The organism is Amycolatopsis sp. NPDC051061, from assembly GCF_040682935.1.
In the GTDB taxonomy this organism is placed as follows: Bacteria; Actinomycetota; Actinomycetes; order Mycobacteriales; family Pseudonocardiaceae; genus Amycolatopsis.
Window position 1 is genome coordinate 238128 of sequence record NZ_JBFBBZ010000008.1, and the last position, 21954, is coordinate 260081.

19 protein-coding genes are annotated in these 21954 nt (G+C 69.4%); 11 read left to right on the forward strand and 8 right to left on the reverse strand.

Annotated features, from left to right (window positions below):
• Positions 1-39: 39 nt before the first annotated feature.
• The 6 genes from AB0N03_RS13780 to AB0N03_RS13805 all read right to left on the reverse strand — a co-directional run bounded on the left by AB0N03_RS13780 (position 40) and on the right by AB0N03_RS13805 (position 7272).
• Complete coding sequence (locus AB0N03_RS13780; RefSeq protein ID WP_364370220.1) at positions 40-1035, reverse strand: ABC transporter ATP-binding protein; 996 nt, start codon at positions 1033-1035, stop codon at positions 40-42.
• Complete coding sequence (locus AB0N03_RS13785; protein WP_364370222.1) at positions 1032-2024, reverse strand: ABC transporter permease; 993 nt, start codon at positions 2022-2024, stop codon at positions 1032-1034. Before AB0N03_RS13785 ends, AB0N03_RS13780 begins: the two co-directional genes overlap by 4 nt.
• 1 nt (position 2025) lies before the next feature.
• Complete coding sequence (locus AB0N03_RS13790; protein WP_364370225.1) at positions 2026-3006, reverse strand: ABC transporter permease; 981 nt, start codon at positions 3004-3006, stop codon at positions 2026-2028.
• Positions 3003-4019, reverse strand: coding sequence for an ABC transporter ATP-binding protein (locus AB0N03_RS13795; protein ID WP_364370353.1), 1017 nt, complete (start codon positions 4017-4019; stop codon positions 3003-3005). The genes AB0N03_RS13790 and AB0N03_RS13795 overlap by 4 nt, the downstream gene beginning before the upstream one ends.
• Before the next feature lie 117 nt (positions 4020-4136).
• Positions 4137-5765 (reverse strand): ABC transporter substrate-binding protein, encoded by a 1629-nt coding sequence (locus AB0N03_RS13800; RefSeq protein WP_364370228.1) that lies wholly within the window; start codon positions 5763-5765, stop codon positions 4137-4139.
• Between the two features lie 250 nt (positions 5766-6015).
• Positions 6016-7272 (reverse strand): ROK family transcriptional regulator, encoded by a 1257-nt coding sequence (locus AB0N03_RS13805; protein WP_364370231.1) that lies wholly within the window; start codon positions 7270-7272, stop codon positions 6016-6018.
• A 131-nt stretch (positions 7273-7403) separates the two neighbouring features.
• On the opposite strand from AB0N03_RS13805, the gene AB0N03_RS13810 reads away from it, so the two are divergent.
• The 6 genes from AB0N03_RS13810 to AB0N03_RS13835 all read left to right on the forward strand — a co-directional run bounded on the left by AB0N03_RS13810 (position 7404) and on the right by AB0N03_RS13835 (position 15997).
• Positions 7404-8639: an ROK family transcriptional regulator gene (locus tag AB0N03_RS13810; protein WP_364370234.1), complete on the forward strand. Its 1236-nt coding sequence runs from the start codon at positions 7404-7406 to the stop codon at positions 8637-8639.
• 861 nt (positions 8640-9500) lie between these two features.
• Entirely contained in the window at positions 9501-10727 is a 1227-nt protein-coding gene (locus AB0N03_RS13815; RefSeq protein WP_364370237.1) for a family 16 glycosylhydrolase, read from the forward strand.
• A gap of 78 nt (positions 10728-10805) precedes the next feature.
• Positions 10806-11873: an RICIN domain-containing protein gene (locus tag AB0N03_RS13820; protein WP_364370240.1), complete on the forward strand. Its 1068-nt coding sequence runs from the start codon at positions 10806-10808 to the stop codon at positions 11871-11873.
• The gene (locus tag AB0N03_RS13825; protein WP_364370242.1) at positions 11870-13729 is read left to right on the forward strand and encodes a ricin-type beta-trefoil lectin domain protein; all 1860 of its coding nucleotides are present in this window, start codon (positions 11870-11872) and stop codon (positions 13727-13729) included. Before AB0N03_RS13820 ends, AB0N03_RS13825 begins: the two co-directional genes overlap by 4 nt.
• Entirely contained in the window at positions 13726-15087 is a 1362-nt protein-coding gene (locus AB0N03_RS13830) for a ricin-type beta-trefoil lectin domain protein (RefSeq protein ID WP_364370244.1), read from the forward strand. The genes AB0N03_RS13825 and AB0N03_RS13830 overlap by 4 nt, the downstream gene beginning before the upstream one ends.
• Positions 15088-15337: 250 nt before the next feature.
• Entirely contained in the window at positions 15338-15997 is a 660-nt protein-coding gene (locus tag AB0N03_RS13835; RefSeq protein ID WP_364370247.1) for a DNA alkylation repair protein, read from the forward strand.
• Here the strand turns inward: AB0N03_RS13835 and AB0N03_RS13840 are convergent, their stop codons facing one another.
• Positions 15998-16729: a GntR family transcriptional regulator gene (locus AB0N03_RS13840; protein ID WP_364370250.1), complete on the reverse strand. Its 732-nt coding sequence runs from the start codon at positions 16727-16729 to the stop codon at positions 15998-16000.
• Between the two features lie 115 nt (positions 16730-16844).
• On the opposite strand from AB0N03_RS13840, the gene AB0N03_RS13845 reads away from it, so the two are divergent.
• The 5 genes from AB0N03_RS13845 to AB0N03_RS13865 are packed head-to-tail and all read left to right on the forward strand — an operon-like array spanning position 16845 to position 21080.
• A complete protein-coding gene (locus tag AB0N03_RS13845; RefSeq protein WP_364370253.1) occupies positions 16845-18089 on the forward strand; it encodes an MFS transporter in 1245 nt (414 codons plus the stop codon).
• 10 nt (positions 18090-18099) lie between these two features.
• Positions 18100-18894: a putative hydro-lyase gene (locus tag AB0N03_RS13850; protein ID WP_364370255.1), complete on the forward strand. Its 795-nt coding sequence runs from the start codon at positions 18100-18102 to the stop codon at positions 18892-18894.
• A gap of 1 nt (position 18895) precedes the next feature.
• Entirely contained in the window at positions 18896-19645 is a 750-nt protein-coding gene (locus AB0N03_RS13855) for a 5-oxoprolinase subunit PxpA (RefSeq protein ID WP_364370258.1), read from the forward strand.
• Positions 19642-20250, forward strand: coding sequence for an allophanate hydrolase subunit 1 (locus AB0N03_RS13860; protein ID WP_364370261.1), 609 nt, complete (start codon positions 19642-19644; stop codon positions 20248-20250). Before AB0N03_RS13855 ends, AB0N03_RS13860 begins: the two co-directional genes overlap by 4 nt.
• On the forward strand, positions 20247-21080 hold the full coding sequence (locus AB0N03_RS13865; RefSeq protein ID WP_364370264.1) for a biotin-dependent carboxyltransferase family protein: 834 nt from the start codon (positions 20247-20249) through the stop codon (positions 21078-21080). Before AB0N03_RS13860 ends, AB0N03_RS13865 begins: the two co-directional genes overlap by 4 nt.
• A 30-nt stretch (positions 21081-21110) precedes the next feature.
• Here AB0N03_RS13865 and AB0N03_RS13870 read toward each other — a convergent pair whose 3' ends face one another.
• Entirely contained in the window at positions 21111-21737 is a 627-nt protein-coding gene (locus AB0N03_RS13870) for an alpha-ketoglutarate-dependent dioxygenase AlkB (protein WP_364370267.1), read from the reverse strand.
• Positions 21738-21954: the final 217 nt, after the last annotated feature.

Sequence of the window (21954 nt, forward strand, 5' to 3'; positions counted from 1 at the left end):
GGTCTCCTCCAGGATGGGACCGGATAGGACGGACGGCGTTCAGGGGGTGGCGACCGGGTGCAGGAAGCAGGCCACTTCGCGAGACGGGTCGCCGCCGGGCAAGCCCAGCTCGGGCACCTTCGAGTCGCACGGCTCGAACGCCTTGGGGCACCGCGGGTGGAACGCGCAGCCGGCCGGCATCCCGCGCGTGTCGGGCGGCGACCCGGGGATCCCGGCCAGTTCGCGGCGCGGACCGCGCAAGGCCGGGAACGAATTCAGCAGGCCGTGGCTGTACGGGTGCAGCGCGTCCCGGTAGAGCGCCGAGGCCGGCGCCTGCTCGACGATCCGGCCGCCGTACATGATCGCGATCCGGTCCGAGAACTCCACCAGCAGCGAAAGGTCGTGCGTGATGAACAGGACCGAGAAGCCCAGCCGTTCGCGCAGTTCCACGAGCTGGCCGAGGATCTGGCGCTGCATCACGACGTCGAGCGCGGTGGTCGGCTCGTCCATGATGACGACCCGCGGTTCGAGCGCGAGCGCCATCGCGATCATCACGCGCTGGCGCATGCCGCCGGAGAGCTGGTGCGGGTACGCCTCCAGCCGGTCGGCCGAAATCCCGACCAGCTTGAGCAGGTCCTTCGCCCGCGCGTGACGGCCGGCCTTCGTCGACCGCGGCTCGTGCGCCTTGATGACGTCGACGAGCTGCGTGACGACCTTGTGCACCGGGTTCAGCGAGTTCATCGCGCCCTGGAACACGATGGACGTCTCCGCCCAGCGGAAGTCGCGCAGCTGCTTGTCGGTCAGCTGCAGCACGTCGTACGGCTCACCGTCGGCGGGGTGGTAGAGCACCTGGCCGCCGCGGATCACGCCCGGTGGCGCGAGCAGCCGGGTCAGCCCGTAGGCCAAAGTGGACTTCCCGCTGCCGCTTTCCCCGGCCAGGCCGAGGACTTCGCCGCGGTGCAGCGTCAGGTGCACGTCCCGGACCGCGCGCACGGCCTCGTCGCCGACGCCGTAGTCGACGTCCAGGCCCTTGATCTCCAGGACCGGGTCCATCATGGCTGTTCCTCCCGCCCGAGCACGGGCGTGAAGCCCACGCGCATGCGATGCGTCCGTCCGTCGGCGCCCTTGATGCGCGCCTTGCCGCTGCCGCGCAGCCGCGGGCTGACGAACTCGTCGATGCCGAAGTTGAGCAGGGACAGTGCGGTGCCGAGGATCGCGATCGCCAGCCCGGCCGGCACGAACCACCACCACGCGCCCTGCGCGAGGGCCTGCTGGCTCTGCGCCCAGAACAGGATCGTGCCCCAGTTCCAGTTGGACAGTCCCGAGACACCGACGAACGCGAGCGTGATCTCCGACATCACGGCGAAGATCACCGTGCCGACGAAGCTGGACGCGATCACCGCGGTCAGGTTCGGCATGATCTCGAAGAAGATGATCCGCCACGTCGACTCACCGGTCGCCCGGGCCGCTTCGACGTATTCCCGGCCACGCAACGAAAGCGTTTGTGCTCTGAGGACCCGCGCACCCCACGCCCACGACGTGAACCCGATGATCACCGCCACCAGGTAGTCGCCGCCGGTGGGCACCGCGCTGCCGATGATGATGATCAGCGGCAGCGCCGGGATCACCAGGAACACATTGGACAGCGCGGACAGTCCTTCACCGGGCGTGCCACCGAGGTAGCCGGACGTCACGCCGACGATCACGGCGAGGATCGTCGCCACGATCCCGGCGGTCAGCCCGACGAGCATGACGCTGCGCGTGCCGACCACGACCTGGCTGAAGATGTCCTGGCCGAGGTGGGTGGTGCCGAACCAGTGCCGGCCCGACGGCGCTTCCATCAGGTCGTTGCTGCGCGCCGACGGGTCGTACGGCGCGATCCACTCCCCGATGACCGCGATCACCACGAAGAAGACGATGACGACGAGGCCGGTGACAGTCTTGCCGCCGGTCAGGAACCGGAACCGGCGGCGCTTCGCACGGCCGGCGATCGCATCGACGGGGAGGGCCTGGGCGGCTTTGACGTCCGCCGCGGGGATGGCCATGTCAGCCCTCCTTCCGGGTGCGGGGGTCGAGCGCGAGGTAGGCGACGTCGGCGAACAGGTTCGCCACCAGCACCGACAGCGTGATGATGAGGAAGATGCCCTGCATCAGCGGGTAATCCTGCGAGCCGACCGCCTGGAAGAGCTGGTAGCCGACGCCGGGGTAGGAGAAGACGATCTCCACCAGCAGCGTGCCGCCGACGATGAACCCGAGCGCCAGCGCGAAGCCGGACACGCTCGGCAGCAGCGCGTTGCGGGCGGCGTACCCGACCATCACCCGGCGCTCGGGCAGGCCCTTGGCGTGCGCGACGGTGACGTAGTCCTCCGACGCGACGGTGACCATCATGTTGCGCATGCCCAGGATCCAGCTGCCCATCGAGCTGATCAGGATGGTGAGCGCGGGCAGCAGGCTGTGCTGGATCGCGCTGCCGATGAACCCGCCGTCCCAGCCGGGCACCACGCCGGGGTCGTAACCGCCGGACGACGGGAAGAAGCTGCCCGGGCCGGCCAGCAGCGTCAGCGCGATCAGGCCGAGCCAGAAGTACGGGATCGACGAGAGGAACGTCGTCACCGGCAGCAGGCCGTCGACCCACGAGCCGCGCTTCCAGCCGGCGACCACGCCGAGCCCGGTGCCGAGCGCGAAGCCGATGATCGTGGTGATGCCGACCAGGATGATCGTCCACGGCAGACTGTCGCCGATCAGCTCCGACACCGGCGACGGGAAGAACGTGAACGAGATCCCGAGGTCACCGCGGAAGAGCTGGCCCCAGTAGTCGAAGTACTGGGAGATCAGGCTTTCGTTCTTGTCGAGTCCGAAGAGGACGTACAGCGACTGGATGGCGTCCGCGCTGATCATGCCCTGGTTCTTCGCGATCAGCGACTGCACCGGGTCGCCCGGGATCATCCGCGGGATGAAGAAGTTGATGGTGACGGCGGCCCAGGCCGTGAAGACGTAGAAGACCAGCCGTTGCAGCAGGAACCTCATCGGGCCGCCCCGTCGTACAGCCAGCACGCGGCCCAGTGGCCGGGTGCGTCGTCGACCTCGAACCGCGGCGGCAGGTCGGTCTTGCACCGCTCCATCGCGACCGGGCAGCGCGGGTGGAACCGGCAGCCCGGCGGCGGGTCGATCAGGCTCGGCGGCTCGCCGGCACCGCGCTCGGCCGGCACCTCGCCGGGGTCGAGCTCGTCGCTCCCGCCGGCCAGCCGGTCGGGATCGGGCGCGGAGTCGATGAGCAGCCGCGTGTACGGGTGCGCCGGGTTCTGCGTGATGGTCTCGCTGTCGCCGCCTTCGACCATCCGGCCCGCGTACATCACCATCGTCTCGTCGGCGAAGTAGCGTGCCGACGCGATGTCGTGCGTGATGTAGAGGATCGCCAGGTGCAGGCGTTCCTTGAGGTCCCGCAACAGGTTCAGCACGCCGAGCCGGATGGAGACGTCCAACATGGACACCGGCTCGTCGGCCAGCAGCGCCTCCGGGTCGGCCCCCAGCGCCCGCGCGATGGCGACGCGCTGGCGCTGCCCGCCGGACAGCTCGTGCGGGAACTTGTCGACGTACCGCTCGGTCGGCGTCATCTGGACGCGGGCGAGCAGGTCGTGCAGCGACTGCTCGAGGTCATCGCCCGCCCGGCCGTGGATTTTCAGCGCCCGCGTCAGGTGGTAGCGCACGGTGTGCACCGGGTTCAGCGACGCGAACGGGTCCTGGAAGATCATCTGGACCTGCCGCGCGTAGGCGCGGAACGCCTTGCCGCGGCGGACGTTCACGGTCTCGCCGTGCAGCCGGATGTCGCCGCCGGTGCGCGGGTAGAGCCCCGCGAGCAGGCGGGCGACCGTCGACTTGCCCGAGCCGGACTCACCGACCAGCGCCGTGACCCGGCCCCGCCGCAGCGTCAAGGTGACGTCGTCGACGGCCTGGACGGCGCGGCGCGGCCCGGTCAGCGCGGCCCGGCCCTTGCGCCGGACCGGGAAGTGCTTCGTGAGCCCGGCCGCCTCGAGCACCACCTCGCTCGAGGTGGGGAGGGCCCCCTCCGACCCGACGGCGATGGGGTCGGAGGGGGCGGGGGCGGCCGCGTCGCCGCGGCCGTCCCCGTGTTCCGTCACAACTGAGTCCGCCATCGATCAGGCCGCGGGCTTCAGGTGCAGAACGATGTCGAGCGCGTTGCGCAGGGTGGGCTGCGCCGGGCCGTACGGGTTGGCGTCGTCGGGCCAGCCGACCCAGTTCTTCGTGCTGTACTCGCCGCCGGAGTTGGCCGCCGAGGTCGGGATCATCGGCTGCTGGTCGATCATGATCTTCTGCAGCGTCGCCATGGCGGCGGTGCGGGCGGTGTCGTCTTCGGCGTTGGCGTAGGTCGCGAGCGCGTTCGTCGCCTCGTCGTTCTTGAAGCGGCCGTAGTTGCCGTTGATGCCACCCTGGCCGGTCGGCTTGTAGCGCGTGCCGTCCATGACGTCGCGGTACATGTCGTACGGCGTCGCACCGTCGTTGGTCCAGTGCATCAGGCCTTCGAAGTCACCGGTGTCGACCGACTTGATCCACGCGTCCTGGTTCATCTTCTCGACCGTGGCGGTGATGCCGATCTGGGACAGGTTGTCCTTGATGATCTCCAGGTCGGTGATGTAGTCCGACCAGCCCGACGGGACCGTGAGCTTGAGGGTGACCGGCTTGCCGCTCGGGTCCGCCAGCTTGTCGCCGTTGAACTTGTAGCCGGCGCCGGTCAGCAGCGCCTTGGCGCCCGGGACGTCGACCTTGACCGTCTGGCCCTTGTACTGCGGCGCGATGAACGGGTCGCCCGCCGGCGTCGGGATGCCGGTGACCTGGTCGTTCTTCGGGTAGAAGTAGCCGGCCTCGCCCTGGTTGAAGACGTCGTCGCGGTTGATCACCTTGCTGATCGCCTGACGCAGCTTCGCGTCGTTCCAGGGGGCCTTCTCGGTGTTGAACCACAGGCCGTGGACGGCCAGCTGCGCGGGGAACCACAGCTTGTAGTGCTGCGGGTCCTTGTTGGTGTAGACGGCCTTGTAGTTCGGGATGAAGACGAAGCTCCACTCCGACGCCCCGCTGACCAGCGCCGCGACCTGCGCGTTGTTGTCGGTGTAGGAGGTGTAGCGGATCTCCTTGACCTTCGGCGCTTCCTGCCAGTAGCCGGTGTCGCGCCGGGTGACGATCATCGTCTGCGGCGTCGCCGACTTGAGCGTGTACGGCCCGGTGCCGATCGGGTTCTTCACGGTGTCGAGCGCCGGGTCCTTGATGGCCGCCCAGGCGTGCTTCGGCACGACGAGCGTCTGCAGGATCTTGACCTGGTTGACGAACTGGGAGCTGTCGAAGCCCAGCGTCACCTGGTTGCCGGCGGCGGTGATGTCCTTGAACGGCACGGCGTCGACGTTCAGCGCCTTGTTGTCACGCAGCAGCTGGAACGTGTAAGCGACGTCTTCGCCGGTCATCGGCTGGTTGTCGGAGAACTTGACGCCGTCACGGACAGTCAGGACCAGCTTCTTGTAGTTGTCCGACCAGTCCCACTTCGTCGCCAGCCACGGCTTGCCGGGCTCCTGCGGCTTGACGCGGTTGAGCATGACCAGGGGCTCGTAGATCATCCACCGGTACCCCATGTTCGACAGGGCGGACGTCTCGAGGAACGGGTTGTTGTTCTCCGACTGCGGGCCGTCGGGCTTGCCCACGTTGAGCACCGCGTTCGGGTTGCTCTGACCTGCGTCGGAGCTGCTGCTCCCGCACGCGGTCAGGCCGCCCACGGCCATTACTGCCACTAGCGCTGCGACTACTGCGCGCTTGGCTCGCATCGGTTCCTCCTACTGTCATCGACGACGTGCCTGGTGTCGACTGGTAGCGAGCCCCGACCGCCGGCGACCGAACGACGCACAGAAGTCAACCCGGGTGACTCGGGTCACGTCAATAACACGGCGGTAACGTTTTGTACCTAAGTTTAAGTACTGAAAGAACTGGCGGTCTGGACCTGTTTCGGGCACTACCCCTTGCGACGCAAGGGTTTCAGCCGCTCCGGCCACCCGTGGCGAGCAGCTGCGCGATGGGCAGGGTGGCCGCGCCGAGCGCGACCGCCTCCGGCCCGAGCCGGCCGAGGACGACCTCGGTGCGCCCGGCCAGGTAGTCCAGGGCGTGCCGGCTCACCGCGTCGCGCACAGCGGGCAGGATCGCCGGTCCCATGATCGCCCCCGCGGAGCCGGAAAGCACCACCCGATCCGGGCTGAGCAGGTTGATCAGGTTCGCGATGCCGATCCCGAGGTACTCGGCGGTCTCGGCGAGCACGTCGGCCGCGGGGCCGTCACCCTGGGCTTCTTCGACGATGCGAGCCAGCTCGATGTCGCTTTCATCCCCGATGACCGGTTGCTTGCCTACCCGATCGGCGTAGTGGCGGACGACCGCCTCGGTGCCGACGTAGGCCTCCAGGCAGCCGTGCGAGCCGCAGCGGCACGCCGCCCCGGCCGCCTTGACGACCGTGTGGCCCCACTCGCTGGTCGTGATGTCCGGGTGCGAGCGCCCGGCCGTCGCGACGGCGGCCCCCACCCCGACGCCGAGGAGGGCGACGATGGCGCGTTCGGCACCCCGGCCGGCCCCGCGCCAGGTCTCCACCTGCCCGAGCGTGCGGGCGCGGTTGTCGAGGTGGACCGGCATCTTCCGGGGGGTCCAGGGTGGCTCGCCCCCCGGCCGGGGTTCGGGGCTCGGCCCCGAAGGAAACAGCGCCTCGATGTGCGGGTGGATGAGGTCGGCGAAGGCCACGCCGCGCCAGCCGAGGGTGGGCGCGTGGACGATCCCGCCGTCGCGGACCGCGCCGGGGACGCCGATGCCGACGCCGAACACCGCGTCCGGTTCGCCGCCTTCGAGCACTTCCGCGATGCCGGTTCGCACCAGTCCGGCCACTTCGTCCGGATCGAGGCGGGTGCCGACGAGCGGGTGGCGCACGGTGCCGAGCGTCCCGAGCGCGCAGTCGAACAGGCCGACCTCGACGTGCGTCTCGCCGACGTCGACTCCCACGACGTGCCCGAAGTCCGGCCGCACGGCCAGCAGCGTCCGCGGCCGTCCGCCGTCGGATTCGACCGAGCCGGCCTCCGCGACGACGCCGTCGGCGATGAGCTCGGAGACGACGTTGGTAACGGTGGCGGCCGAAAGTCCCGATTCAGCTACTAGTTCCAACCTGCTGACGGGACCGCGGAGGTACAGGGAGGAAAGGAGCGCCGCGCGGTTGTGCCGCCGGAGGTCACGGGTTGTCTGGCGTACCACCTGGGTCACCTGGGAGATTGTGCCAGACACCGACCGTGCGACCATCAGTTCGGGACTTAGTTCACCACTTAATACATAGCCACAACTTACGGTGATCAGGCATTCTGGTCGCAGCCGGTAAGAGTTCAGATGGGTTGCCCATGGCGAGCAAGCGCACCACCGTCCGTGACCTGCGGAGGCACAACCGTTCTCTGCTGCTGTCGAAACTGTACTTCGACGGCCCGCTGTCGCGGCACGAACTCAGCCAGCTCACCGGATTGAGCGCGGCCACGGTCAGCAACGTGACCGCCGAACTGGGCGAAGAACGGCTCATCACCGAAGCGGGCCAGGTCGAGTCGGACGGCGGCCGGCCGCGCGTGCTGCTGCGCGTCGACCCGGCATACGGGCACGTCGCGGGCGTCGACATCGGGGAAACGGGCGTCAAGGTCGAGCTGTTCGACCTGGCGATGAACCGCCTCGCGACGGTCGAGCACCCCCTGCCGAAGGCGCCCGACCCCGCGACGGCGGTCGAGCAGGTGACGTCCGGGCTGCGCGAGGTGTTCGCGAGCGCGGGCATCGACGACTCGGCGGTGCTGGGCGTCGGCATCGGCGTGCCGGGCATGGTCGAGCAGGGTTCGCGGGTACTCGTGCACGCGCCGACCGTCGGCTGGGAGGCGGTGCCCCTGGTTTCGCTGCTGCGGGACGCCGGCGTGGGGTTGCCGTTGTTCGTGGACAACGGCGCGAAGACGCAGGGCCAGGCGGAGATGTGGTTCGGCGCCGGCCGCGGGGCGCGCCACGCGGTGATCGCGCTGATCGGCTCGGGCGTCGGCGCGGCGGTGGTGACGGACGGGACGACGTACCGCGGGTCGACGAGCAGCGCGGGCGAGTGGGGCCACACGACGATCGCGTACGGCGGGCACGACTGCCGCTGCGGCGCGCGCGGGTGCCTGGAGGCGTACATCGGCGCGGGCGGGGTGCTGGCGCGGTACCGGCGGGTGCGGGGAAAGGACGTCCCGGGCGAGGACGAGCAGGCCCAGTTCGCGGCGCTGCTGGAGGCGGCCCCTCGCTCCAAGGCAGCGGCCCGCGTCCTCGACGAGACGGCCGGGTACCTCGGCGCGGGGATCGCGAACTTGATCAACCTGTTCAACCCGGAGCGCATCGTGATCGGCGGGTGGGCGGGGTTGGCGCTGGGCGAGCTGCTGCTGCCCAGGATCCGCGAGGCGGCGGGCGAGCACGCGCTGCGGCATCCGTTCAGCCAGACGTCGATCCGGCTGGGATCGCTGGGTCTGGACGCGGTGGCCACGGGGGCGGCGACGTTGCCGGTGGCGGACCTGCTCGACCAGGGGGCGACGTCGAGGATCGTGAAGCCGGGGGCTCCGGACTCCGACGCGGCCTGAGCGCGGGTCGCTTCGGTTCCCGGGCTCGACATCCGGCTTGGTCGTGTCATGAACGACTCGTTCATGACGCCGGATGGCAGGAAAGGGTCGTTCACAACGTGGCCGGGTCCGGCGCTCGGGACCGGCTCACTGTCGCGAATGAGTCATTGGGGGCGTCGGAGGTCCCCAATGAGTCATTCGCGACGCTGGACCTCTGAGGCCGGCCACCGAACCGGGCTCGTCCGCGGGCCTGGGAGTCGGGCCGGTCGGGACTTTGCCGGGACCGGGCATCGGTGCGAGCCGATCGGGAGCCAATGCCGACTTTGGTGCGTTGAACGCACCAAATTCGGCTTCGGCACGCCATCGCCAGGCTCCGCCGGTGACCTACCGAGCCGCGACCCGGGCCCCGACGCGAGCCTGTTACCCCGCAGAGCCCCCGAGCAGGGCCCGCCCTCCCAGGGGGTCCCTCCCCGCTCCAGCGTATCGCCGCCCCCCGACAAATCCCGGCGCAAGCAGGACCGGCAGCCGACCTGTCCACAATCCTCCAAGCCTGTGGACAACGAGCGCCCCGCTGAGCGGGAACTGTCCCGACCAGCACTCCTGGTAACCGGCGCCGTCACTGACCCACCCTTAATTCGGGTTGAAAAAAAATGACCGGCCGACGGTTGCCCGGCTTGTCTGGACCATGCATACTTTGTTGCCAGGCACAACAAAGGCACCACAAAGACCCGTCGCCGCCCGCGAACCACCCCCGCCCCGGACCGCGAGCGCCGGCGTAACCGGTCGCGCCTGCCGCCGCCCCGGCATGCGAGGCCACCTCCCCTCCCGCGTTTCGTGCTGCGCGCGGAACGCCGGTCCCCCCTGGTGAGAGAGGCGACAACGATGTCCACCTCGTTCCGCAAATTCCGAAGAGCAGCGGCACTCTTCGCCGCCGCTTCCCTGCTGTTCGTCGGGCAGCAAGCCCTGAGCGCACCCGCCGCCGAAGCCGCGGCCACCTTCACCGACGACTTCAACGGCCCCGCGGGCGCCGCCGTCGACGGGTCGAAGTGGCAACTCGAAACCGGCGACAACGTCAACAACCACGAGCGGCAGTACTACACCTCGGGCACCAACAACGCCCAGCTCGACGGCCAAGGCCACCTCGTCATCACCGCCAAGAAGGAAAACCCCGGCAACTACAACTGCTGGTACGGCCGCTGCGAGTACACCTCCGCGCGGATGAACACCGCCGGCAAGTTCAGCCAGGCCTACGGCCACTTCGAGACGCGCATGAAGCTCCCGCGCGGGCAGGGCATGTGGCCCGCGTTCTGGATGCTCGGCGGCGGCAACTGGCCGACCGACGGCGAGATCGACATCATGGAGAACGTCGGGTTCGAGCCGAACACCGTGCACGGCACCATCCACGGCCCCGGTTACTCCGGCGCCGGCGGCATCGGTGCGGCCTACAACGGCCCGAACTTCTCCGACGACTTCCACACCTACGCCATCGACTGGGCGCCGAACCAGATCAAGTGGTACGTCGACGGCAACCTCTACCAGACGCGCACGCCGTCCGACCTGAACGGTAACCGCTGGGTCTACGACCACGGCTTCTTCGTCATCATGAACCTTGCCGTCGGCGGGTACTGGCCCGGCGATCCCAACAGCAGCACGCAGTTCCCGCAGCAGCTGGTCGTCGACTACGTCCACGTCACCAACGACACCGGCGGCGGCACCCCGCCGAGCGGGCGCACCGGGCGGATCACCGGCATCGGCGGCAAGTGCGTCGACGTCGCGGGCGCCAGCACCGCCAACCTCACGCCGATCCAGATCACCGACTGCAACGGCAACGCGGCGCAGAACTGGACCATCGGCACCGACGGCACGATCCGCGCCCTCGGCAAGTGCATGGACGTCAACGCGGCCGGCACCGCGGACGGGACAGCGGTGCAGCTCTACGACTGCAACGGGACCGCCGCCCAGAAATGGGCGATATCCGGGGCCAAGGACATCGTGAACCCCAACGCGAACAAGTGCCTCGACGCCACCGGCAACAGCTCGGCGAACGGCACCCGCCTGCAGATCTGGACCTGCGGCGGCGGCGCCAACCAGAAGTGGACCACTCCCTGATCGACCCACTGAAGTAGGCGAGCCCCGCCCGGCTCGCCTACTTCTCCATAATTCCCTTCCCCCACAAGGAGAATTCAAGTGCGGCGATTCATCGTCGCGCTAATGGGGTGTGCCCTGTTAGCGCTTTCTTTCCTGACTACCGGCTCCGCCCAAGCCGCCGTCGAGGCAGGACCGTCCGCGAGCCAGCTGCTCGCGAAGACGACGTCCTGCCAGCAGATCTCGAACGGCAAGTACTCCTTCGACGAAGGCGGCGCGGCGACCGTGCCCGTCTGCCAGGCCAACGGCGCGGTCTTCTTCAAGGCCGACATGGACATCGACTGCGACGGCGTCCGCACGTCGCAGTGCAACGAGCAGACCGACTGCTGCTTCTACCCGGACACTGCCTTCCACACCTCGACCGACCAGCCGCTCAACGCGGCACAACTGCCGTACATCGTGTTGCCGCAGCCGACGTCCACCTGGGACTACCGCAACTACGGCATCGACGGTGGCTCAGTCGTGGCGGTTATCTACAACAACCAAGTCACCTACGCCGTGGTCGGCGACACCGGCCCGACGAGCATCATCGGAGAGGCGTCCTACGCCACCGCCGTCAACCTCGGCATCAACCCCGACCCGTCCAACGGCGGCACCGAGGGCCCGGTGACGTACATCGTGTTCCCGAACACGCACGTCAATCCGATCGAGAACCACGCCAACGCCACCAGCCTCGGCGAGCAGGTCGCGACGCAGTTCGCCGGCGGCACCACCACGCCGCCCACCGGTGGCGGCGGGCAGATCACCGGCATCGGCGGCAAGTGCGTCGACGTCAATGCGGCCAGCAACACCAACGGCGCCGCCGTCCAGCTGTACGACTGCAACGGTTCGAACGCTCAACAGTGGACGGTCGGTACCGACGGCACGATCCGCGCGCTCGGCAAGTGCCTCGACGTCACCAGCGCGGGCACGACCAACGGCACCGCCGTCCAGCTGTGGGACTGCAACGGTTCCAACGCGCAGAAGTGGTCCGCCAACGGATCGCAGAACCTCGTGAACGCGGGTTCCGCCAAGTGCCTCGACGCCACCGGCAACTCGAGCGCGAACGGCACCCGGCTCCAGATCTGGACCTGCGGGTCCGGTGCGAACCAGAAGTGGACGCTGCCATGAGAAAACGCTCTCTGCTCAGCATGCTCGGCGTGACCGCGCTCGCCGCGGCCACCTTCGCCGTGCCCGCGCAGGCCGCGGGCGAGACCGTGAACGTCTGGCTCACCACGACCGACGACGCCAAGGGCGTCAACGTCACCCGCGGCCTGCAGCAGCAGACGCCGATCAGCTTCACCGCGGGCACCGGCACCGGCGGCCAGACCATCAACGTCAACGAAAACACGACCTACCAGCAGTTCGAAGGCGCCGGCGCGTCGTTCACCGACTCCGCCGCGTGGCTGCTCAACTCGAGCAACCTGCTCAGCGCCACCACCCGCAACCAGGTCATGCAGAAGCTGTTCGACCCGAACGCGGGCATCGGCATCAGCTTCCTGCGCAACCCGATCGGCGCGTCGGACATCGCGCGCTACAGCTACACGTTCGACGACGTGCCGGCCGGGCAGACCGACCCGAACCTGACGAAGTTCTCCATCGCGCACGACCAGACCGACGTCCTGCCGCTCACCAAGCAGGCGCTGCAGCTCAACCCGCAGATCAAGGTCATGGCGTCGCCGTGGAGCGCGCCGCCGTGGATGAAGGACAACGACAGCTACCTGCTCGGCTGGGTCGAGTCGCAGTTCTACCCGGCCTACGCGCAGTACTTCGTCAAGTACGTCCAGGCCTACCAGGCCGCCGGCGTGCCGATCAACTACCTGTCGATCCAGAACGAGCCGACGTGCTGCGCGAGCTACCCGTCGACCAACTGGAACGGCGCCGGCCTCGCGTACTTCGCCAAGAACAACCTGCTACCCGCCCTGCAGAACGCCGGACTGTCCACAAAGGTCCTCGCACTCGACTGGAACTGGGACCAGTACCAGTCCTTCGCGGCGCCCACGATGGACGATGCCGCGATCCGAAGCCACCCGAACTTCGGTGGCATGGCGTGGCACGGTTACGGCGGCAACGTCTCGCAGCAGACGACCGTGCACAACCAGTACCCGAGCGTCAACGCGTACTCGACCGAGCACTCGGGCGGCACCTGGGTGTCGAACCAGCAGGCCGAGGACATGACGAACATCGTCGACTACACGCGCAACTGGAGCCGCACGGTCACCAAGTGGAGCCTGGCGATGGACCAGGCGCACAACCCGCACAACGGCGGGTGTGACACGTGCACCGGGCTGGTGACGGTCCACAATGGAGACGGGCGCAACGGCCAGGTCGATTACACCGTCGAGTACTACACGATGGGTCACCTGACGAAGTTCGTGAAGCCGGGCGCGTACCGGATCGACTCGAACGACAACTCGACCGTGCGCAACGTCGCGTGGAAGAACCCGGACGGGTCGAAGGCGCTGATCGCGTACAACACCAGCACCGGCAACCAGAGCGTGCGCGTGAACTGGGGCAACTCCTCGTTCACCTACACCCTGCCCGGCCACACGTCGGCGACGTTCACCTGGGCCGGCAACCAGGGCAGCGGCGGCGGCACCGGCAAGACCGGCCCGATCACCGGCCTCGGCGGCAAGTGCCTGGACGTCGCGAACGGCAGCAGCACCAACGGTGCCGCCGTGCAACTCTATGACTGCAACGGCTCGACCGCGCAGCAGTGGACGGTCGGCACCGACGGCACGATCCGCGCGCTGGGCAAGTGCCTCGACGTCACCGGACAGTCCACGGCGGACGGTGCGCAGCTGCAACTCTGGGACTGCGGCAGCACGGCGAACCAGAGATGGGCGGCGACCGCGGCACGCGACATCGTCGGGTCGGCTTCGAGCAAGTGCCTCGACGCGACCGGCAACTCGTCCGCCAACGGCACCCGGCTGCAGATCTGGACGTGCACCGGCGCCGCCAACCAGAAGTGGAACGTGCCCGCATGAGGAAACGAGCAGCACTGGGCGCCCTGATCGCGGCGTCGGCGCTGGTGCTCGCCCCGGGTGTCGCGCAGGCGGCGACCGGGCCGATCACCGGCCTCGGCGGCAAGTGCGTCGACGTCAACGCGGCCAGCAGTGCCAACGGAACCGCGATCCAGCTGTACGACTGCAACGGCAGTGGCGCTCAACAGTGGACGGTCGGCAGCGACGGATCCCTGCAGGCGCTGGGCAAGTGCCTCGACGTCACCAGCGCCGGCACGGCCAACGGCACCACGATCCAGCTCTGGGACTGCAACGGCTCCGCCGCCCAGAAGTGGACGGCCAACGCGGCGAAGAACCTGGTCAACACCGGCTCGGGCAAGTGCCTCGACGCCACCGGCAATGCGAGTGCCAACGGCACCCGGCTGCAGATCTGGACGTGCGCCACCAGCGCCAACCAGCAGTGGACGCTCCCGTCCGGCGGCACCACCCCGCCGCCGACCGGGCCGGGCGTGATGGCCGTGGCGCCGTACCTCTACAACGGCTGGGGCAACCCGCCGAGCCCGCAGACGATCCAGAACGCCACCGGAGTCAAGTGGTTCACGCTGGCGTTCGTCCTGTCCAACGGCTACTGCAACCCGCAGTGGGACGGCGGCCGCGCGCTGACCGGCGGCGTCGACCAGAACACGATCAACGCGGTGCGCGCGGGCGGCGGCGACGTCATCCCGTCGTTCGGCGGCTACTCCGGCAACAAGCTGGAGTCGTCGTGCGGCAGCGCGGGTGAGCTGGCGGCGGCGTACCAGAAAGTGATCAACGCCTACAGCCTCAAGGCGATCGACATCGACATCGAGGCCGACGCCTACAGCAACCCGACCGTGCAGCAGCGCACGGTCGACGCGCTGAAGACGGTCCGGGCGAACAACGCGGGCATCAAGCTGTACGTCACGTTCGGCACCGGGCAGTCGGGACCGGACAACAGCCTGGTGAACCGCGCGGCGCAGTCCGGGCTCACGGTCGACGGCTGGGTGATCATGCCGTTCGACTTCGGCGGCGCCGGCCAGAACATGGGCACGCTCACGCAGCGCGCGGCCGAGGGCCTCAAGAACGTCGTCAAGTCGGCTTACGGCTACGACGACGACACGGCCTACCGGCACATGGGCATCTCGTCGATGAACGGCATCACGGACAACAGCGAGACGGTCACGCTGAACGACTTCACCACCATCCTGGCCTACGCGAACCAGCACCACCTGGCCCGGTTGACGTTCTGGTCGGCCAACCGCGACCGGCCCTGCCCGGGCGCGTACCCGAACGACGACACGTGTTCGGGCGTCTCGCAGCAGGCGTGGGACTTCACGAGGATCTTCGCCCGCTACGCCGGCTGACCCCGGCCCCTTCGAAAGTCCGTGAAGGCCACCTTCAGGAACTTCAAGTTCCTGAAGGTGGCCTTCACGGCTTTGCGGGTTTGGGCTGCCGGACCGCGGCACTGGGGAGGCCCCGGCCCGGCAGCGAGGTGGTTCCGCCTGCCGCTGGGGGTCTCCGGCGGCGAAACCGCTCAGAGGTTATCCAGCCGAGATCGGTTTTGGGGCATCCGGACGCCAGGGGTGCCCGATCGGGCACCCTAGACTGGCCGCCGTGTCCGAACCGACGGTGGACGACGTACTGGCCGAGCTGGCCGCGCTCGAGGACCCGAAGGCCCGCGCCGTGAACGAAAAGCACGGCGACGACCACGGCGTGAACCTCGGCAAACTGCGCGCGATCGCGAAGCGGCTGAAGACGCAGCAAGACCTCGCGCGCGAGCTGTGGGCCACCGACGACACGGCGGCGAAGCTCCTGGCGACGCTGATCTGCCGTCCGAAGTCGTTCGAGCGCGACGAGCTGGACGCCATGCTGCGGACCACGCGCACGCCCAAGGTGCACGACTGGCTCGTCGGCTACGTGGTCAAGAAGAGCCCGCACGCCGAAGAACTCCGCCGAAAGTGGTTCGCCGACCCGGATCCGGTCGTTGCGAGCGCCGGCTGGGCGTTGACGACCGACCGCGTGGCGAAGCAGCCCGAAGACCTCGACGGCCTGCTCGACGTCATCGAGAAGGAAATGAAGGACGCCCCGGACCGCCTGCAGTGGGCGATGAACCACTGCCTGGCCCAGATCGGGATCGAACACGTCGAACACCGCGCGCGAGCCATCGAAATCGGCGAACGCCTCGGGGTGCTCAAGGACTACCCGACGCCGGCGAACTGCACGTCGCCGTTCGCGCCGGTCTGGATCACCGAGATGGTGCGCCGCCGGGGGTAGCTAGTCAGCCGCGACGGCCGCCCGAGCCGCCTCGGCGCGATCCGCATACGCCTCGACCAGCTGTTCCTCGGCGTCCTCGAGGTACTTCATCAGCAGCTGTTCCGCACCCGGCCCATCACCGGCCTCGACGCGGTCCAGGATCTCGTGGTTGCGCGGCAGATAACGCTCGTGGAAGCGCCGCGGCTCGGCCATGATGTGGAACACCAGCCGCAGCTCGGCGGTCAACCGCCCGACCAGCTCGTTGACGCGCTCGCTACCGGACAGCGCGGCCAGCTCCTGGTGGAACCACACGTTCGCGGTGCCGAGGTCCTTCCAGTTGCCGGTGCGCGCGGCCTCGTCGCCGATCTCGACCTTCTCCTTGATCCGCGGGAAGGAAGCGGGCTTCGCCGTCACCCCCCGGACCGCGGCGCACTCGATGATCTTGCGGACGCGGTAGATGTCGACGACGTCCTCGACGCTCGGGATCCGGACGAACACCCCGCGGTTGAGCTCGTGGGCCAGCAGCCGCTCGTGCGTGAGCAGCCGGAAAGCCTCCCGCAGCGTGTTGCGCGAGACGCCGAGCGCGTTGCCGATGTCCTGTTCCGACAGCCGGCCGCCGGGGAGGAAGAAGCCCTCCGCGATGCGCTTGCGCAGGACGCCGGCCACTCGCTCGGCCGTGCTCTTGCGGCTGACCAGGCCGCGGTCGGCCTCCAAGCCCGGAAGGCCCGGCAGGTCGCTGTCTTCGATGCCCACGTCACGGATGGTACCCGTCACACTGAGGACGATCCAATTGCCGCCTTGTGGAATTGTTCAACAATCCCTACTGTGTGAGGCACGCCACGATGAGACACTGGCCAGGAGGTGCCCCATGACTGCGACAACTGCTACCGAGGCTCGGCCGTTCGACTGGTTCCGCACGCTCGGCAAACGCGGCCAACGCGCCTTCGCCGGTGCGTTCGGCGGCTACGGCCTGGACTCGTTCGACTACCAGACCCTGCCGCTCGGCCTGGCCGCGATCACCGCGTACTTCGGCATATCGAGCGGCGAAGCCGGCTTGCTCGGCACGACGACGCTGGTCGTTTCGGCCATCGGCGGGGTCGGGGCCGGCATGCTGGCCGACCGGATCGGCCGCGTCCGCACGCTCCAGATCACCATCGCGATGTACACGATCTTCACCGTGCTCTGCGGGTTCGCGCCGAACTTCGAGACGCTGCTGATCTTCCGCGCCCTGCAGGGCCTGGGCTTCGGTGGTGAGTGGGCCGCCGGCGCGGCGCTGGTCGCGGAGTACTCGCAGGCCCGCTACCGCGGCCGGACCGTGGCGTTCGTCCAGAGCGCCTGGGCGGTCGGCTGGGGCCTCTCGGTGATCGTCTACACCGTCGTGTTCAGCCTGGCGAGCCCCGACCTGGCCTGGCGCATCATGTTCTGGACCGGCGTCATCCCGGCGCTGTTCGTGCTCTGGGTCCGCAAGAGCGTCAAGGACGCCCCGCGCGCCGAGGAACGCCTGAAGGCCGAACGCACGAAGGGCACGCTCCGCAAGATCTTCAAGCCCGGCCTGCTGCGCACGACACTCTTCGCCGCGCTGCTCGCCACCGGCGTCCAGGGCGGGTACTACACGATCTCGACGTGGCTGCCGTCCTACCTGAAGAAGACGCGCGAACTGACCGTGATCGGCACCGGCGGCTACCTCGCGTTCCTCATCACCGGCGCCTTCGTCGGGTACGTCTGCGGCGGCTACCTCACGGACCTGATGGGCCGCAAGAAAACGTTCCTGACGTTCGCGCTGCTGTCGGCCGCGCTGATCGTCGCGTACACGCAGATCCCCAAGGGCGCCAACGGGCTCGTGCTGGTGCTCGGTTTTCCGCTCGGCTTCTCGATGTCCGCGATCTTCAGCGGTTTCGGGGCGTACCTCGCCGAGCTGTACCCGACGTCGCTGCGCGGGACCGGGCAAGGCTTCACCTACAACTTCGGCCGCGCGGTCGGCGCGATCTTCCCGACCGTCGTGGGCTTCCTGGGCGCGGGCGGCGCGATCGTGTTCGGCGCGCTCGGCTACGGCATCGCCGTACTGGCGCTGCTGGGACTTCCGGAAACCCGGGGCATCGAACTCGTCGACTGAGGGGGAACTCATGACGACCTTTGACGAACCCGCGACGTTCACCCCCGCGCAAGCGCGCGAGGCGTTCCGCCGCGGCACGGCCCGCCCCACCACGGGCTGGTCCAACGGCTTCACCCAGACCAACCTGATCGCCGTGCCCGAGGACTGGGCCTACGACGTCCTGCTGTTCTGCACCCGCAACCCGCAGCCGTGCCCGCTGCTCGACGTCACCGACCCCGGCGACCCGGAAACCCGGCTCGCCGACGGCGCGGACCTGCGCACCGACCTGCCGCGCTACCGGATCTGGCAGAACGGCGTGCTGGCCGGCGAGGTGTCCGACGCGACCGGCCTGTGGCGCAGCGACATGGTCGCCTTCTCCATCGGCTGCAGCTTCACGTTCGAGACGGCGCTGGCCGCCGAGGGCGTCCCGCTGCGGCACGTCGACCAAGGCCGCAACGTCGCGATGTACGTGACGAACCGGCCGTGCGAACCCGCCGGGCGGCTGTTCGGGCCGATGGTCGTGTCGATGCGGCAGATCCCGGAGGACCGCGTCGACGACGCCATCCGGATCACCCGCGCGATGCCGGCCGTGCACGGCGCTCCCGTGCACGTCGGCGACCCGCGTGCGTTGGGGATCGAGGACCTTTCCCGGCCGGACTTCGGGGATCCCGTGGACGCGGAGCCGGGTGACGTCCCGGTGTTCTGGGCCTGCGGGGTCACGCCGCAGGCGGCGCTGATGGCGTCGCGGCCCCCCTTTGCGATCACCCACGCGCCGGGGTACATGTTCATCACCGACCGCCACGACAGCGAATACCGGGTGGACTGAAATGGATCTGAACAGCGATCTCGGCGAGGGCTTCGGCGCCTGGAAGATGGGCGACGACGAAGCCATGCTCGACATCGTGACCAGCGCGAACGTCGCGTGTGGCTTCCACGCCGGCGACCCGTCGGTGATGCGGCGGGTGTGCGGCATGGCGGCCGAGCGCGGCGTCGCGATCGGCGCGCACGTCGGCTACCACGACCTGGCCGGGTTCGGCCGGCGCGCGCTCGACATCGCGCCGGACGACCTGGCGGACGAGGTGCTCTACCAGATCGGCGCGCTGGACGCGTTCGCCCGCGCGGCGGGCAGCCGCGTGACGTACGTGAAGCCGCACGGCGCGTTGTACAACACCGCGGCGGTGGACGTCGAGCAGGCCGCGGCGATCGTCGACGGCCTGCGCCGGTACGACCCCGCGCTCGCGCTGCTCTGCCTGCCGGACTCGGAAATGCAGCGGCAGGCGGAAAAAGTGGGCGTGGTGGCGTACGCCGAGGCGTTCGCCGACCGGGCCTACACGCCCGACGGCAAGCTCGTGTCGCGCAAGAAAGCGGGCGCGGTGCTGCACGACGCCGACCTGGTGGCCAAGCGCGCGGTCGGCATGGCCACCGGCGGCGTCGTCACGGCGGACGGCACCAAGCTCGAACTGCGGCCGGATTCCCTGTGCGTGCACGGGGACACGCCGGGCGCGGTGGAGCTGGCCAAGCGGATCGAGGCGGCCCTGGCCGAGGCGGGCGTGCAGCTGGGGGCGTTCACCGGATGACCGTCCGGCTGCTGCCGTGCGGGCGGCGCGCGGTGCTGGTGGAGATCGATGACGTGCTGGGTTTCCAGGCCGCCGTGACGTCGTTGGGACTGGCCGGCGTCGAGGAGCTGGTCCCGGCGGCGCGGACGCTGCTGGTCCGCTTCGACCCGGCGGTGACGGACGCGGACCGCCTGGGTTCGGCGCTGCGTGCAGTGTCCCCTGTGGACAGTACGGTGTCCGCGTCGGCCGAGGTGGTGATCCCGGTGGTGTACGACGGCGAGGACCTGGCCGAGGTCGCTTCCGACGCCGGGTTGCCGGTCGAGGCGGTCGTGGCTCGGCACAGCGCAGGTTCGTACGTCTCGGCGTTCTGCGGGTTCGCGCCCGGGTTCGCTTATCTGTCCGGTTTGGACTCCGCGCTGCACGTCTCGCGCCGGTCTTCGCCCCGGACGCGCATCCCGGCGGGGTCGGTGGCGATCGCCGGCGAGTACAGCGCGGTCTACCCGAGCGCGTCGCCCGGCGGCTGGCGGCTGCTCGGCCGGACGGACGTGCCGGTGTGGGACGTCGAACGTGATCCGCCGAACCTGCTGCCGCCGGGCACACGAGTGCGGTTCCGGGAGGTTCCGTGAAGCTCGAAGTCGTGCGGCCGGGGTTCGGGTGCACGGTGCAGGACCTCGGCCGGCCCGGGCACGCGGCGCTCGGCGTCGGCCGGTCCGGCGCCGCCGACCGCGCGTCGTTCCGGCTGGCCAACCGGCTCGTCGGGAATCCGGCCGGCGCCGCGGCGTTGGAGGTGACGCTGGGCGGCCTGGTGCTGCGCGCTTCGGCCGTCACGACGGTGGCGGTGACCGGTGCGCTGTGCCCGGTGTCGCCGGGCGGCATGAACGCGCCGATGACGCTGTGGCCGGGCGACGAACTCGCGCTGGGCACGGCATCCGCCGGCTTGCGCTGCTACGTCGCGGTGCGCGGCGGGATCGACGTGCCGCCGGTGCTCGGTTCGTGGTCCACCGACACGCTCGGGAAGCTGGGCCCGCCACCGCTCGCGGCCGGGATGCTGCTGCCGGTGGGCACCCCCGGCGCTTTCCCGGTGGCCGACCTGGCGCCGCGCGCGGCTTTGCCCGCGGCGCCGGTCCTGCGCGTCACGCCGGGACCGCGTCGCGACTGGTTCGCCTCGCCGGATCGGCTGTTGTCCACTGTGTACACGGTTTCGCCGGACTCGGACCGGGTCGGCATCCGTCTCGTCGGTCCGCCGCTTTCGCGCACCCGCCACGACGAACTGCCGTCGGAGGCGTGCGTGCCGGGGTCGCTGCAGGTGCCGCCGTCGGGCCGGCCGATCCTGTTCCACGCGGACTCCCCGACGACGGGCGGCTACCCGGTGATCGCCGTCGTCGAGGAGGAGGACCTCGACCTGGCGGCCCAGCTGCGTCCCGGCCAGACACTGAGCTTCCGTCCCGCGTCGTGAGTGTTCACCGGAAGAGGAGTCCACAGCGGACTAAAGACCGGACACCCGCAGCGTGATGTTCAGCCGTCCGGTCAGGCCGAGCGCCGGGTCGGCCGTGCCCGGCAACGTCTTCGGCACGCCGTGGTAGGCGAGCCGGGACGGGCCGCCGAACACGAACACGTCGCCCGAGCGGAGCTCGACGTCCGTGTACGGCCGGCCGCGGGTCTCGGTGTTGCCGAAGCGGAACACGCACGCGTCGCCGAGGCTGAAGGACACCACCGGCGCCAGACTGCGCTCGTCCTTGTCCTGGTGCAGCCCCATCTTCGCCGTCGCGTCGTAGAAGTTGACCAGCGCGACGTCCGGCGCGTAGTCCTCGGCCGGTTCGCCGTGGGCGTCCGCCAGCGCGCGGCGGCCGAGGTCGGCGAGCCAGTCCGGGAACGGCAGCACCGGCGTCCCCTCGCCGGTCGTGCGCGCATAGCCGTACGGGTACCAGTGCCAGCCGAGGCAGACGGACTTGACCGACATGACGCCGCCGTTCGGCAGCCGGGTGTGGCGGTAGCCGGCGAAGCCGCGGCAGGCCGCGACGAGCTCGCGCTGTTCGTCGAAGCCGAGCCAGTCGGGCACGTGGACGGCGCCGGGCGCGAGTTCGGCGCGCGGGCGCGGGAGGAGGGCGTCCATCACCTCGATTGTGCCGGAGACTCCCGCCGGACACGTTCGGTGATCGTCGAAGGCACGACACGGTGACCGCGGAACGTCACGCCCGCGCTGGTGTACAGCCGCAGGAGACGCCCGATCGGACCAACGGGGCGCTCCTGCGGCCGAATCCCCTCGCTTTGGGCCACCATGACTAGACGTTCCCACACCGGAATGTCACAAAGCCAGCGTGGATCAGCTA

What these genes read in the sequence shown, in the direction of transcription:
- AB0N03_RS13815 (WP_364370237.1), top strand. Translation starts at nt 9,501, where the DNA reads ATGTCCACCTCGTTCCGCAAATTCCGAAGAGCAGCGGCACTCTTCGCC.
- AB0N03_RS13790 (WP_364370225.1), bottom strand. Translation starts at nt 3,006, where the DNA reads ATGAGGTTCCTGCTGCAACGGCTGGTCTTCTACGTCTTCACGGCCTGG.
- AB0N03_RS13780 (WP_364370220.1), bottom strand. Translation starts at nt 1,035, where the DNA reads ATGATGGACCCGGTCCTGGAGATCAAGGGCCTGGACGTCGACTACGGC.
- AB0N03_RS13800 (WP_364370228.1), bottom strand. Translation starts at nt 5,765, where the DNA reads ATGGCCGTGGGCGGCCTGACCGCGTGCGGGAGCAGCAGCTCCGACGCA.
- AB0N03_RS13825 (WP_364370242.1), top strand. Translation starts at nt 11,870, where the DNA reads ATGAGAAAACGCTCTCTGCTCAGCATGCTCGGCGTGACCGCGCTCGCC.
- AB0N03_RS13860 (WP_364370261.1), top strand. Translation starts at nt 19,642, where the DNA reads ATGACCGTCCGGCTGCTGCCGTGCGGGCGGCGCGCGGTGCTGGTGGAG.
- AB0N03_RS13845 (WP_364370253.1), top strand. Translation starts at nt 16,845, where the DNA reads ATGACTGCGACAACTGCTACCGAGGCTCGGCCGTTCGACTGGTTCCGC.
- AB0N03_RS13870 (WP_364370267.1), bottom strand. Translation starts at nt 21,737, where the DNA reads ATGGACGCCCTCCTCCCGCGCCCGCGCGCCGAACTCGCGCCCGGCGCC.
- AB0N03_RS13830 (WP_364370244.1), top strand. Translation starts at nt 13,726, where the DNA reads ATGAGGAAACGAGCAGCACTGGGCGCCCTGATCGCGGCGTCGGCGCTG.
- AB0N03_RS13810 (WP_364370234.1), top strand. Translation starts at nt 7,404, where the DNA reads ATGGCGAGCAAGCGCACCACCGTCCGTGACCTGCGGAGGCACAACCGT.
- AB0N03_RS13850 (WP_364370255.1), top strand. Translation starts at nt 18,100, where the DNA reads ATGACGACCTTTGACGAACCCGCGACGTTCACCCCCGCGCAAGCGCGC.
- AB0N03_RS13785 (WP_364370222.1), bottom strand. Translation starts at nt 2,024, where the DNA reads ATGGCCATCCCCGCGGCGGACGTCAAAGCCGCCCAGGCCCTCCCCGTC.
- AB0N03_RS13855 (WP_364370258.1), top strand. Translation starts at nt 18,896, where the DNA reads ATGGATCTGAACAGCGATCTCGGCGAGGGCTTCGGCGCCTGGAAGATG.